The sequence below is a fragment of the Streptomyces roseolus genome (assembly GCF_014649855.1).
Taxonomy (GTDB): domain Bacteria; phylum Actinomycetota; class Actinomycetes; order Streptomycetales; family Streptomycetaceae; genus Streptomyces; species Streptomyces roseolus.
Genome location: NZ_BMTV01000007.1, coordinates 70033 through 82324 on the forward strand (window position 1 = coordinate 70033; position 12292 = coordinate 82324).

Annotated in this window: 12 protein-coding genes and 2 pseudogenes; 12 read left to right on the top strand and 2 right to left on the bottom strand. The window is 72.0% G+C overall.

The annotated features are described in order from the left end of the window. Nucleotides 1-11 precede the first annotated feature (11 nt). Together IE245_RS10225 and IE245_RS10230 are read right to left on the bottom strand one after the other, a co-directional pair. Complete coding sequence (locus tag IE245_RS10225; RefSeq protein WP_189946475.1) at nt 12-1358, bottom strand: M14 family metallopeptidase; 1347 nt, start codon at nt 1356-1358, stop codon at nt 12-14. A gap of 196 nt (nt 1359-1554) precedes the next feature. After that, a complete protein-coding gene (locus tag IE245_RS10230; RefSeq protein ID WP_189946476.1) occupies nt 1555-3276 on the bottom strand; it encodes a chitinase in 1722 nt (573 codons plus the stop codon). A gap of 339 nt (nt 3277-3615) precedes the next feature. On the opposite strand from IE245_RS10230, the gene IE245_RS10235 reads away from it, so the two are divergent. From IE245_RS10235 to IE245_RS10280, 12 genes and pseudogenes are all read left to right on the top strand, one after another. Continuing rightward, nucleotides 3616-4467 (top strand): hypothetical protein, encoded by an 852-nt coding sequence (locus tag IE245_RS10235; protein ID WP_189946477.1) that lies wholly within the window; start codon nt 3616-3618, stop codon nt 4465-4467. A gap of 51 nt (nt 4468-4518) precedes the next feature. Then, a complete protein-coding gene (gene cpaB, locus IE245_RS10240; protein ID WP_189946478.1) occupies nt 4519-5232 on the top strand; it encodes a Flp pilus assembly protein CpaB in 714 nt (237 codons plus the stop codon). A gap of 9 nt (nt 5233-5241) precedes the next feature. Further along, entirely contained in the window at nt 5242-6504 is a 1263-nt protein-coding gene (locus IE245_RS10245) for a CpaE/TadZ family protein (RefSeq protein WP_189946479.1), read from the top strand. Between the two features lie 3 nt (nt 6505-6507). Next, complete coding sequence (locus tag IE245_RS10250; RefSeq protein ID WP_189946480.1) at nt 6508-6885, top strand: TadE/TadG family type IV pilus assembly protein; 378 nt, start codon at nt 6508-6510, stop codon at nt 6883-6885. After that, nucleotides 6882-7181, top strand: a pseudogene (locus IE245_RS37915) (hypothetical protein); the annotation flags it as partial. The gene IE245_RS10250 and the pseudogene IE245_RS37915, both read left to right, overlap by 4 nt. Nucleotides 7182-7244: 63 nt before the next feature. Next, nucleotides 7245-7466, top strand: coding sequence for a hypothetical protein (locus IE245_RS37920; RefSeq protein ID WP_308436603.1), 222 nt, complete (start codon nt 7245-7247; stop codon nt 7464-7466). Further along, entirely contained in the window at nt 7463-8818 is a 1356-nt protein-coding gene (locus IE245_RS10260; protein WP_189946481.1) for a TadA family conjugal transfer-associated ATPase, read from the top strand. The genes IE245_RS37920 and IE245_RS10260 overlap by 4 nt, the downstream gene beginning before the upstream one ends. 8 nt (nt 8819-8826) lie before the next feature. Then, the gene (locus IE245_RS10265) at nt 8827-9768 is read left to right on the top strand and encodes a type II secretion system F family protein (RefSeq protein WP_189946482.1); all 942 of its coding nucleotides are present in this window, start codon (nt 8827-8829) and stop codon (nt 9766-9768) included. Nucleotides 9769-9783: 15 nt separating this feature from the next. Then, nucleotides 9784-10671 carry a DUF5936 domain-containing protein gene (locus tag IE245_RS10270; RefSeq protein WP_189946662.1) on the top strand — a complete coding sequence of 296 codons (888 nt, stop codon included), beginning with the start codon at nt 9784-9786 and terminating at the stop codon, nt 10669-10671. A 189-nt stretch (nt 10672-10860) separates the two neighbouring features. Continuing rightward, nucleotides 10861-11070: a Flp family type IVb pilin gene (locus IE245_RS36830; protein WP_229851193.1), complete on the top strand. Its 210-nt coding sequence runs from the start codon at nt 10861-10863 to the stop codon at nt 11068-11070. A gap of 20 nt (nt 11071-11090) precedes the next feature. Next, nucleotides 11091-11696: pseudogene (locus tag IE245_RS36835) on the top strand (pilus assembly protein TadG-related protein); the annotation flags it as partial. A gap of 14 nt (nt 11697-11710) precedes the next feature. Then, the gene (locus tag IE245_RS10280) at nt 11711-12283 is read left to right on the top strand and encodes a hypothetical protein (protein WP_189946483.1); all 573 of its coding nucleotides are present in this window, start codon (nt 11711-11713) and stop codon (nt 12281-12283) included. Nucleotides 12284-12292: the final 9 nt, after the last annotated feature.

Genomic DNA, 12292 nt, shown 5'->3' on the forward strand with positions numbered 1-12292 from the left:
GCCCGGTCAGCTCACGCGGTACCGCAGTACTGCGCCTGCTTGCCGATGGAGCGGTACATGCAGTCGGCGTTCTCCAGGAGCTGGAGGACGGCGTCGCGGTTGCGGCTCGTCTCGCGCTCGATGACCTCGTCGGGCGGGTAGAAGCCGCCGTTCCAGGACGAGGTCGGGTACATCTCGAAGGTGTACCCGAAGATCTTGTGGACGCCCCACAGGTAGTCGTCGATCGAGCCGTCCGTGATGTAGAGGTCGCTGGACTGCTCGGCGGTGTAGCCGTTGCTGGCGGCCATCTTGCCGCCGACGGCGGCGAACGCGTCGCGGTCGTCCTGGGTCATGCCGGGGGCGGTGTCGGCGCTGGTCCAGCCGAACGGCCAGAGGACGAGTTCGCTGTAGGTGTGGAAGTCGACGCCGGCCTTGATCTGCTGCTTGCCGCCCACCACGCGGGAGCGGACGAAGTCGGCGACGACCTTCACCTCGGGGGCCGACTCGGGGGCGGCGCCCCGGTACGTCTCCGAGCTCTTGGAGCCGGAGGAGCCGCCGCAGCAGCCCCACTTGTAGTCCCAGTTCCGGTTCATGTCGGTGCCGACGTACGAGGAGCCGGAGTTGGGCTGCCGGTTCTTGCGCCAGCTGCGGTAGGAGCCGGAGGCGATGTCGTACTCGCCGCCGTCCGGGTTGAGGTCCGGCACGATCCAGATCTCGCGCTCGTTCACCATCTTCGTCACGCGGGCGTCGGAGCCGTATCCGGCGCCCAGCTCGCGCAGCAGGTACAGCGCCATCTCGACGGTGAGGTGCTCGCGGGCGTGCTGGTGGTGGGTGAAGAGGACCTCCGGCTCGTTCTCGTCCGCGGCCACGTTGTCGCTGATCTTGACGGCGACGATGTCGCGGCCCTGGTAGCTCTTGCCGATGACCCGCTTGCTCATGATCGACGGGTACGCGGCGAGCCGCTGGTCGATCTCCGCCGTCATCTCGGCGAAGTTGTGGTACTTCGCGTCGGCGGAGGGGAAGTCGAGCGGGCCGAGCGCGGAGCGGCCGGCCTCGCCCCGGTCGGGCGGGCCGGGGAGGGCGACCGGCTCGTAGCCGAGGGCCCTGAGCCGGGCGAGCTCGCCCGCGTCGGCGCTGACCACGACCGAGCGGGCGTCGACCTCGTCGATCGAGACGCCGGTGGCGGTGAGCGCGGTGCGGGCGGCCGGGGTGGCGGGTCCGGTGATCTCGTACTGCCGGATCACGTCCCGGTCGGTCCGTGCGGTGGTGGCCGGGTCGGCTCCGGCGGGTGAGGAGAGGGCGGAGAGGGGCGCCGCGAGGGCGAGCGCCACGAGGGCCGCGAGGGTGGCGGACCTTCTGCCGCTTCGGGGACGTCGCATGGTGTCTCCTGGGTGGGGAGTGTGGGGGAGTGCGACAACAGGTGCGGGTGTCCGGGGCACATGGTGACGTCGTGTCATGGACGGGTCAAGGGGGGGAGTTCGGCCATGGTCGGCCCACGGTAGGCGACCCCGCCCCCGCACGCGCCGAGGCGCCGCCGGAGAGCCGGCGACGCCTCGGGGGAAGGGTCCGGACGGGTTACGGCAGGCCGTGGACGTGCGGGCCGACCGCGTTCGACCAGGCGTTGCCGGCCGTCGCGTCCCAGTTGGTGGACCAGGTCATCGCGCCCCGGAGGGTCGGCCAGGCCTGGGCGGGCTTGAAGGTGCCGCAGCCGGTCAGCTTGGTGAGGCAGTCGATCGCGTTGTTCACGACCGACGGGGCGACGTAGCCGCTGCCCGCGCCCCGGGTGGAGGCGGGGACGCCCAGGCCGACCTGGGACGGGTCGAGACCGCCCTGGATCTGGATGCAGGCGAGCGCGGTGAGGAAGTCCACCGAGCCCTGGCTGTACACCTTTCCGTCGCAGCCGAGCATCGAACCACTGTTGTAGTACTGGGTGTTGACCACCGTGAGGATGTCCTTCACGGCGAGCGCGGTCTTGAAGTACTCGGTGCCCGTGTTCTGCATGTCGATGGTCTGCGGGGCCATCGTCAGGACCATCTTCGGCCCGGCGAGGGCGGACAGCTGGCGCAGCGCCTTCGTCAGGTACGTGGAGTTGATGCCGTGCTCGAGGTCGATGTCGATCCCGTTGAAGCCGTACTCCTGGAAGAGGGCGTAGGCGCTGTTCGCGAAGGCGGTGGCGCTGGCGTCGCTGTTGATCGTGACGTTGCCCTTCTCGCCGCCGACCGAGATGATCACCGACTTGCCGGCCGCCTTCTTGGCCGCGATGTCGGCCTTGAAGTCGGCGACCGAGGCGTAGCCGACGGCCGGGTCGAGGTTGAAGACGATCTGGCCGGGCGTGGCCGTCGAGTCCGCGAAGGAGACGGCGATGATGTCGTAGGCGTTCTGGACGTCGCGGAGCTTCTGCTTGGCGGCGCCGTTGTCGAAGTTCTGCCAGTAGCCGGTGACCGCGTGCTTCGGGACGGCCGGGTTGTCGCCGCCGCCACCGCCGGTCTTGGCCGTGCGGGCGTTCACGGCGGCCGACTTGGCGGACTCGCCCGCCGCGTTGGCGGCCGCGACCTGGAAGGAGTACGCGGTGTCGGCGGTGAGGCCGGTGACCGTGGTGGCGGTGCCGGTCACGGTCGCGGCGAGGGCGCCGTCCTTGTAGACCTTGTAGCTCGTCGCGCCGGAGACCGCGTTCCAGCTCAGCGGGACGGCGCTGGTGGTCGGGGTGCCCGCGGCGAGTCCGGCCGGGGTGGCGGGGACGACCGGGTCGGGGTCCGGCGTGCCGCCGCCGTCGGGGCCGAAGACGCTCACGTCGTCCACGTGGTAGGCGGCGGTGCCGTACCACCCGTGGGTGAAGATCTCGACCGAGGTGGTCGAGGAGCCGGTGGTGAAGGTGGTGGTCAGCTGCTTCCAGGACGGGGAGTCGGGCGTCCAGGTGGAGACCGTGCCGGTGCCGGTCCCGGTGCCGCTCGCGCCGAGGTAGGCGTAGCCGCCCTGGACCCAGGCGCTCAGCGTGTAGGCGGAGTTGGGCTTCACGGCCACGGTCTGCACGCACTTGGCGTTGTCGAGACCGGCGGGAGTGGCCTTGAGGGCGCCGGCGCCGGTGCGCGTCGGGGTGGCGACGGCGGTGCCGCTGCCGGCCGAGCAGGACCAGTTGGCGAGGCCGTTCTCGAAGCCCGCGTTCCTGGCGTTGTTGACGTCGGCGGCGAAGGCGGTGCCGACGCCGCCGGCCAGGGCGAGGCCGGACCCGACGGCGAGCGCGAGGGCGCTGCCGAGCAGGCGGCGGCCGACGGGCCGGGAGGTGGTGGTGCGGTCCACGTGCGTCCTCCGGTGGGGGAGATCGGGGCGATCGGGGGATCGGGGGATCGGTGCGATCGGGAGCGAGGATCGGGGGATCGGCGCGATCGGGGAGGGATCGCGGGATCGGGTTCTCGGGCTTCTCGGGAGGTGGCCACCGCCGTCGTCGCACCAAGTTGGTCCAGACCAATTGCGTTGTCAAGGCCTCTGACAACCGGAACTCGTACGTCCGGCGGTCGAAATGGGAGGGGGGAGTTGACGGATTGTCTGTTCACCACCCCGGTCCCCGTGGATAAGGTGCAGAACAGTCATGACGTGCGCCCCGAGGGGAAGGGGGTACGGGAAGACGGGGGGTCCGACGTGCCGACAGCGATCGCGGTCACCGGCGCCGACCTCGTGCTGCCGCCCACCGATCCCGCGACCCCCAACGCCGCCGTGCTCGCCGACCCGGCGGCCCGCAGCCTCGACGACTCGGTCACCGAACTCCGCCGGCTCGTCGACCGGTTCGGACACGTCCTCGTCGTCTGCCCCGCCTCCGCGCCGACCGCCGTCGCCCACCGCCTCCACACCGTCCGCGGCCTCCTGGAGAGCGACCGGATCGCGGTGGTCAGGACCGATCTGCCGCCGCTCGGCGCCGCCGTCCTCGTCCGCCAGCTCCGACAGCTCTCCACCTGCGACTTCAGCCCCGGAGTCCTCGCCTCCGCCGCCCGGCTGCTCGCCCACTACATCTACGCGGGCGCCGTCCTCGGCTCCGTCTCCCGCCTCGACCGTGTCCCCGTCACCCTCGGCTCCCACCTCAAGAGCTGGCTCCCCGGCGCCCACTTCGCCGTCCTCGCCGGACCCACCCCCCGGATCGTCCGCGTCGGCGCCGACGAATCCGGCTTCACCGGACCCGAGTTCGCCACCCGGCTCCTGATCGCCCGCGGCCAGCTCGCCACCGAATGGCCCACCACCGCCCTCGCCCCCCGCTGGGCCGTCGCCGGCCCCGTCGAGGAGACCGCCCTCCCCGCCTCCTCGCCCGCCTGGTGGGGCACCCCCAAGCTCACCGAGTTCGCCGCCCACCTCCCCGACCTCCCCGTCCTCCACCGACTCGTCGCCTCGGTGCGCCGCGAGACCTGCCACTGGTGCGGCATGGAGCTCATCGGCGACCGCTGCGGCTTCTGCGCGGCCCCCCTGACCGGCCCCACCGCGCCGGCCCAGGCGGGCCGGTGACCCGATGAACGGCGACCTGATGAACGGCGACCCGATGAACGAGGAAACCCGATGAACTCCCGCCAGCGCCGCGGCGTCATCCTGCTGCTGCTCTCCGTCCTCTGCGCCCTCGGCGCCTTCGCCGGCGTCCTCGCGGTCATCAGCGACGTCAACGCCAAGGTCGGACCGGAGACCACCGCCTACCGGGTCAAGAAGGACATCAAGCCCTACGTCCGCCTGAAGGCGGGCGACTTCGAGAAGGTCTCCATGCCGGAGCGCTGGCTCTCCGGCACCGCCGTCACCGACCTCGCCCAGATCGACGGCAAGATCGCCGTCACCACCCTCAAGGCCGGCTCGCTCCTCCAGAAGGACATGATCGTCGCCCGCCCCGCGCTCAAGCCCGGCGAGCAGGAGATCGCCATCATGATCGACGCCGCCACCGGCGTCGCCGGCAAGATCAACCCCGGTGCCACCGTCAACATCTACGCCACCTTCGCCGGCGACAAGAAGGACGAGCCCGACCAGTCCCGCCTCCTCGTCGCCGCCGCCCGCGTCATCGACGTCGGCAAGCTGACCTCCATCGACACCGGGAGCAACCGCGTCGACCGCGACACCGAGGCCGTCCCCATCACCTTCGCCCTCTCCGCCCAGGACACCCAGCGCGTCGCCTACGCCGAGTCCTTCGCGGAGCACGTACGCCTCGCCCTCGTCGCCCCCTCGGCCGACGGCGCCCCCGCCGGGCCCGCGCCCGGCGACCGCACCTACACGCTCGACACGGACAAGTGAGGCCCGGCCATGCCCACCAGGATCCTGCCGGCCGTCGGCGACCCCGACGCCGCCCGGGCCGTCGCCACCCTCCTCGGCCAGCTCCCCGACGCCGAGCCCGCCCCGCCCGTCCCCGACTCCACCCAGCTCGTCGACGCCCTCGCCCGGCTCGCCGCCGAATCCCTCGACGCGCTCCCCGAGGTCGTCCTCGTCCACGAACGGATCGGCCCCGTCCCCGCGCTCGACCTCGTCCGCGAGGTCGCCCTCCGCTTCCCCGCCGTCGGCGTCGTCCTCATCACCGCCGACTCCGGCCCCGGACTCCTCTCCGCCGCCATGGACTCCGGCGCCCGCGGCCTCGTCTCCCTCCCGCTCGGCTACGAGGAGCTGGCCGGCCGCGTCCAGGCCGCCGCCCAGTGGTCCGCCGGCTTCCGCCGCCACCTCGGCGGCGGCGCCGCCGAACTCCTCGCCGGCCCCGGCGGCACCGTGGTGACCGTCAGCGGCGCCAAGGGCGGCGTCGGCACCACCCTCACCGCCGTCCAGCTCGCCCTCGCCGCCCGCGCCGCCGGCCGCACCGTCGCCCTCGTCGACCTCGACCTCCAGAGCGGCGACCTCGCCTCCTACCTCGACGTCCAGTTCCGCCGCTCCGCCGCCGACCTCGCCGCCATCAACGACATCTCGCCCCGCGTCCTCCAGGACGCCGTCTACGTCCACGAGACCGGCCTCTCCCTGCTCCTCGCCCCCGCCGAGGGCGAACGCGGCGAAGAGGTCACCGACCGCGCCGCCCGCCAGATCGTCAGCGCCCTGCGCGGCCGCCACGACGTCGTCGTCGTCGACTGCGGCTCCCGCCTCGACAGCGCCAACGCCGCCGCCGTCGAGACGGCCGACACCGCGCTCCTCGTCACCACCCCCGACGTCATCGCCGTCCGCGCCGCCAAGCGGACCGTACGGATGTGGGAACGGCTCCAGGTCCGCAAGGCGGAGTCCACCGTCTCCGTCGTCAACCGCCACTCCCGCACCAGCGAGATCCAGCCGCCCCTGGTGCAGAAGATCACCGGCACCCGCATCGCCGGCGTCACCGTCCCCGCCGCCTACAAGGAACTCCAGGCCGTCGTCGACGCCGGCCGCCTCCACGAACTCGACGCCCGCTCCACTGTCAAGCAGGCCCTGTGGACCCTCGCCGCCGAACTGGGCCTCACCGGCCCCCCGGCCGGAGCGCCCGCCGCCCCCGGGAAGCAGCTCGCCCGCGCCGGCGACCGCGGCTCCCTCGGCCTGCGCCGCCGCGGAGGCCGCTGAACCATGCGCCGGCAGCGGGGGAGCGGAGACGGGGGCCAGGTGGCGGTGGAGTTCGCCGGCATGGTCCCGGTCATCCTGCTGACCCTCGCGCTGCTGTGGCAGGTGGTGCTCGTCGGGTACTCCTACATCCTGGCGGGGAACGCGGCGGACGAGGCGGCACGGGCGGCCGCCGTGGACGGCGACTGCGACGGCGCCGCCCGCCGGCACCTCGACGGGGCGTGGGCGGGAGCCACCGTGGAATGCGGAGGTGCGCCGTCCGGCGGCATGGTGACGGTGACGGTCGTAGTCCCCGTCCCTGTCCTCTTCCCAGGCCTGGGCTCCTTCGACGGGGTCCCGGCCACGGCCGGCGCCGTGTACGAGGGGGAGGGGACGGACCGGTGAGGCGTACGGGACGACTCCGGGCGCGGGACGGCGTCGGCGGCCCGGGTGCGGGCCCCGCCGGGGGGACGGGTACGCGTGGCCTGGGAGGACGTGCGGAGAGGCGTGGGGGCGCTTCCCGGCGGGCCGGTGCCGGCGGGGCCCGGGGCAGTGCGCCGCGGGACGGTGCCCGGCGGCCGGGCGACGGCCCTCGGAGCCGTACGGGATCTCGTCCTCGGGTCCGCGACCGCGGCCAGGCGGCCATCGAATACCTCGGCTTCCTCCCCCTCCTGCTCCTCGTCGGGCTCGCGGGGCTCCAGCTCGGCCTCGCCGCGTACGCCGCGCAGCAGGCGGGGACGGCGGCGCGGGCCGCCGCGCGCGCCGTGACCAGCGACGAGGAGGAGGCGCCGGACGCCTCCGCCGCCGCGCGGGCGGCCGTCAGCGGCTGGCTCGACGTCAGCGGAGGGGAACCGGCCGTGAGCGACGGGGCGGTGACCGTCACCGTCCGCGTCGAGGTCCCCCAGGTCGTCCCCTTCTGGACCTTCGACCCGGTCGAGAGGTCCGCCACCATGCCCTACACTCCGCAGGAGGACGAGGTCCCATGAGCCTGCGCGCCCGCATCCACCACACCGGCGACGACCCGCGTGCCCCCGGCCCCGACGGAGGCCGGGAGGACGGCCACCTCGTGGTCTCCTTCCGGGCGAAACTCCTGGAGGAGATCGACCTCACCGAGATGTCCGCGCTCGCGGCGGCCGAACGCCGGGCCCGCCTCGAACGCGTCCTCGGCCACATCATCAGCCGCGAGGGCCCCGTCCTCTCCACCGCCGAACGCGGTCGGCTCATCCGCCGCGTCGTCGACGAGGCCCTCGGCCTCGGCGTCCTCGAACCGCTCCTCGAAGACGCCTCCATCACCGAGATCATGGTCAACGGCCCCGACCAGATCTACATCGAGCGCGCCGGCCGCGTGGAACTCCTCCCGCTCCGCTTCGCCTCCCACGACCAGCTGATGCAGACCATCGAGCGGATCGTCTCCACCGTCAACCGCCGCGTCGACGAATCGAACCCGATGGTCGACGCCCGCCTCCCCTCCGGCGAGCGCGTCAACGTCATCATCCCGCCGCTCTCCCTCACCGGTGCGACCCTCACCATCCGCCGCTTCCCCCGCGCCTACACGCTCCACGAGATGATCGGCCTCGGCTCCCTCGACGAGCAGATGCTGATGCTCCTCTCCGGCCTGGTCCAGGCGAAGTTCAACATCATCGTCTCCGGCGCCACCGGCACCGGGAAGACCACCCTCCTCAACGCCCTCTCCGGCCTCGTCCCCGAGGGCGAGCGCATCATCACCATCGAGGACTCCGCCGAACTCCAGCTCCAGCAGTCCCACGTCATCCGCCTCGAAGCCCGCCCCCCGAACATCGAGGGCCGCGGCCAGGTCACCATCCGCGACCTCGTCCGCAACTCGCTGCGCATGCGCCCCGACCGGATCATCGTCGGCGAGGTCCGCGGCGGCGAGACCCTCGACATGCTCCAGGCCATGTCCACCGGCCACGACGGCTCCCTCGCCACCGTCCACGCCAACTCCGCCGAGGACGCCCTGACGCGCCTCCAGACCCTCGCCTCCATGTCCGAGGTCAAGGTCCCCTTCGAGGCACTGCGCGACCAGATCAACAGCGCCGTCGACGTCCTCGTCCAGCTCACCCGCCACCCCGACGGCACCCGCCGCGTCACCGAGATCGCGATCCTCGCCTCCCACGGCCGCGAACGCTTCCTCCTCGCCACCGTCTGCCACTTCCGGGCCGAACCCCTCGCCGCCGACGGCCGCGTCCACGGCCACTACGTCCACCATCCGCTCCCGCGCCGCGTCGCCGAACGCCTCTACATGGCCGGCCAGCCCGTCCCGCCGGCCTTCGGCGTCGCCGCCGACGACGACGCCCTCGCCGTCCGGGAAGCGACCTAGGAGCGCCGATGACCGATCCCTTCTGGCTGACGACCGCCGTCGCCCTGCTCGCCTGCGTCCTCGGCGTCGCCGGAGTCCAGGTGTACGCGAACGGCGCCCGGCGCCACGCCGCGCTCGTCGCCCGCCTCGACGACACCGCCGCGCCCGAGACGACCGGCCGCCGCAGGCGACGCTTCCCGTCCCTGGACCGGCGGGTCAGGGCCACCGCCCTCGGCCGCAACCTGGAGCGCCGGATCGCGGCCACCGGACTCGACGTGACGCCGGGCGAGTTCGTCGTCGGCCTGACGGTCACGGTCGCGGTCCTCTGGACGGTCGGCCAGGTGGCGCTCTCCCCCTTCTTCGGCCCGATCTGCGGCCTCCTGGGGGTCTGGGTGGCCCTCGGATACCTCAACTGGCAGCGGCAGAAGCGCATCGAGCGCTTCATCAACCAGCTCCCCGAACTCTCCCGGATCCTGGCCAACGCCACCCAGGCGGGCCTCGCGCTGCGCATGGCGATCAGCCTGGCGGCGGACGAGATGGAGTCCCCGGCGGGCGACGAACTGGAGAAGGTCGCTCAGCAGCTGGCCGTCGGCACCCCGCTCGACGACGCCCTGGCGGAGCTCGCCGAGCGCCTCCCCTCCCGCGAACTGGTGGTCCTGGTGACGACCCTGGTCCTCGCCAACCGCGCCGGCGGCACCGTCGTCTCCTCCCTCCGCAACCTCACCGAGACGCTGGAGCAGCGCAAGGAGACGCGGCGGGAGGTCCGCACGCAGCTCTCCCAGGTGAGCATGACGGCGTACGCGGTCCCGGTCATCGGCTTCGGCTCGCTACTGCTGATCGACAACATGCAGCCGGGCGCGCTGGACCGCATGACCGGCTCGCCGCTGGGCCAGGGAGCGGTGGTCGTGGCGTGCGCGCTGTACGTCCTCGGCTTCGCGGTCATCCGCCGCTTCTCGAAGATCGACGTGTAGGGACTGGTACGGATGCTGGAACTGGCCCTGGCCCTCCTGGCCGCCCTCTCCGTCGCCGGCTTCGCGTACGGGCTCCGCCTCTACCGCGCCGACGCCCGCCTCCCCGACGACCTCCGCCTCGCCCTGGAGGTCGGCGCGACCCGCACCGGCGCCGTCGACTCCGCCGTGGACCGGCTCGGCATGCGCTGGTCCCCCACGGTCCTGCGCTGGATGGGCCCCAAGCGGGTCGGGGCGGTCCGCCGCCGCATCGACCTGGCCGGCAACCCCGGAGGCCTGACCATCGACCGCTACGGCGCGCGGCGCGCGGTGTACGGCTTCCTGGGCGGCCTGGGCGGCCTGCTGATGCTGACGCGGGGCTCGTACGTCACGGCGGCGCTGCTCTTCGCCTTCGGCGCGTTCTGGACGGAGGTCGGCATCTGGTCGGCCGTCCGCATCCGCAAGGACCAGATCGAACGCACCCTCCCGGACTTCCTCGACGTGCTCGCCGTCGTGGTCTCCGCCGGCCTGGGCTTCCGCCAGGCCCTGGAACGGGTCGCGGAGAAGTACGAGGGCCCCTGGTCCGACGAACTCCGCATCACCCTCCGCCAGATGGACATGGGCGTCCCCCGCCGCCAGGCCTTCGACGAACTCCGCCGCCGCAACGACTCCGAGCAGGTCGCCCAGTTCGTGACCGCGCTCCAGCAGGGCGAGGAGCTCGGCGCGCCCATCGTCGACACGCTGATCCAGATCGCGGAGGACATGCGCCGCACGGACGCGCAGAACGCCCGCCGCAAGGCGGCGAAGGCGGTCCCCAAGGCGACCATGGTCATCACCACCCTGATGGTCCCCGCGACCATGATCCTCCTCGGCGCGGGCCTGTTCCTCGGCACGGGCACGGACCTCGGCTCGATCGCGGGGGAGTGAGCGCGGTGCGACGACGGATGAAACTTCCCCCAACTCCCCACGGAACCCCCGCCCCAGGCCATACCCTGCCGGAGTGCACGGCCCCGCCCGAACCCGGAGCTGACGAACGACCCAGCCTCCCCTGTCCACGGCAGGCCCCCCGGGCGTACCGTGCCACCGCACGAGCGTCAGACCTCGGAGGGGAGCACGATGTACGACGCCATGCTGAAGGCCCTGACCAGAGCCCGACTCCACGCAGCGTCCCGGGGCGACCGGGGGCAGACGGCGGTGGAGTATCTGGGGATCATTGTGGTGGTGGTGGCGATCATCATTGCGATCACCGGGACGGACATCGGCCAGTCGATCAAGGGCGCCATCAGTCAGAAGATTGCCGAAATCACCGGCGGCGGAGGAGAGTAGCCGATGCGGGCCAGGCATTTCCCGTATATGTAGCGGTGATTGCAGGGCTGCTGTTACTCGGTTTCGTCTACTTCGTCGTGGGCAAGGCAGCCGTTGTGCGGAACGGTGCGCAGACTGCTGCCGACGCGGCAGCCCTTGCTGCCGCCCAGGACGCAAGGCAGCAGCTACGGGAGGGCTGGCTTGGAGTCATCGACAACCCGGCTCAGTGGCAGCAGTACGTCGCAGGTGACGGTTACGAACCCGAGTTGGCGTGCCAGGCGGCGTCGAGCTTCGCTGCCCGCAATGGTGCCCGGGTCGAGGACTGCTCGCCCACGGCCTTCGGCTTCAGGGTGACCGTTCACAGCACCAGCACGGTGGGAGACTCCACGGTCCCAGGAGTGGGGAACAGCCCGGCGGTGGCTTCTGCGGTGGCCGTGATCGAGCCGCGCTGCTCATTCGCTGAAGTAGACCCCACCGAGGAGCCCGAGGCTACTTCGACGCCGTCGGCTGCGCCTGAGGAGGAGGATCCCCCACCGATCGTGGGCCTCGAGTGTGACGGATTGCCCCAGGTCATTGATCCTATGGATCCTGACCTTCCCGATGCGGGTGATCTCTTCCGTGTCCGACTGACCGGCGACGACGAATAAAGGAAGAGCTCTTCATGAATGTCTCGTACGTGAGAGGGGGGTTCCTCGCCTTCGCGGTGGCAGCCTCCCTGACCGTTGTCGGTTGTGGCGCCGATGCCAAACCCAAGACCGCCGACAAGCCGACGCAGGTGACTCAGTCCGCTCAGCCACCTGCGTCGACGACTGCGTCGGAGGGCGCCGAAAGCCCGACGGAAACGCTGCTGGTCGTCAAGGGGCAGAAGGGGCTCGAGCTCGCGATCAACTCCGCCGAGCGAGATGCGGGTGGATTCGTGACCCTCAAGGGCAGGCTGAGCAACGCATCGAATGGGGTGGTTGCTGTCCCTCCGCAGACGAGCGGCAACGAGACCGAAGTGGTCAAACACGGTACGTCCCTCGGCGGTGCCACCCTCGTGGACTCCCTCGGCAAGAAGCGGTACTACGTCCTCAGGGACACCGACGGCCGCCCCCTCACCACCACCAATCTCGACAGCCTGGGCCCCGGCAAGTCCACCACCGTCTTCATGCAATTCCCCGCACCCCCCGCCTCCACCACCGAGGTCTCGTTCCAGCTGCCCACCTTCGAACCCGCCACGCTCAAGCTCTCCTGAGGCGACGCC

Bases quoted from the DNA above. Each gene is read 5' to 3' on its own strand.
- IE245_RS10225 (WP_189946475.1), bottom strand. From the start codon at position 1,358: ATGCGACGTCCCCGAAGCGGCAGAAGGTCCGCCACCCTCGCGGCCCTC.
- cpaB (WP_189946478.1), top strand. From the start codon at position 4,519: ATGAACTCCCGCCAGCGCCGCGGCGTCATCCTGCTGCTGCTCTCCGTC.
- IE245_RS10245 (WP_189946479.1), top strand. From the start codon at position 5,242: ATGCCCACCAGGATCCTGCCGGCCGTCGGCGACCCCGACGCCGCCCGG.
- IE245_RS10250 (WP_189946480.1), top strand. From the start codon at position 6,508: ATGCGCCGGCAGCGGGGGAGCGGAGACGGGGGCCAGGTGGCGGTGGAG.
- IE245_RS10260 (WP_189946481.1), top strand. From the start codon at position 7,463: ATGAGCCTGCGCGCCCGCATCCACCACACCGGCGACGACCCGCGTGCC.
- IE245_RS10265 (WP_189946482.1), top strand. From the start codon at position 8,827: ATGACCGATCCCTTCTGGCTGACGACCGCCGTCGCCCTGCTCGCCTGC.
- IE245_RS36830 (WP_229851193.1), top strand. From the start codon at position 10,861: ATGTACGACGCCATGCTGAAGGCCCTGACCAGAGCCCGACTCCACGCA.
- IE245_RS10280 (WP_189946483.1), top strand. From the start codon at position 11,711: ATGAATGTCTCGTACGTGAGAGGGGGGTTCCTCGCCTTCGCGGTGGCA.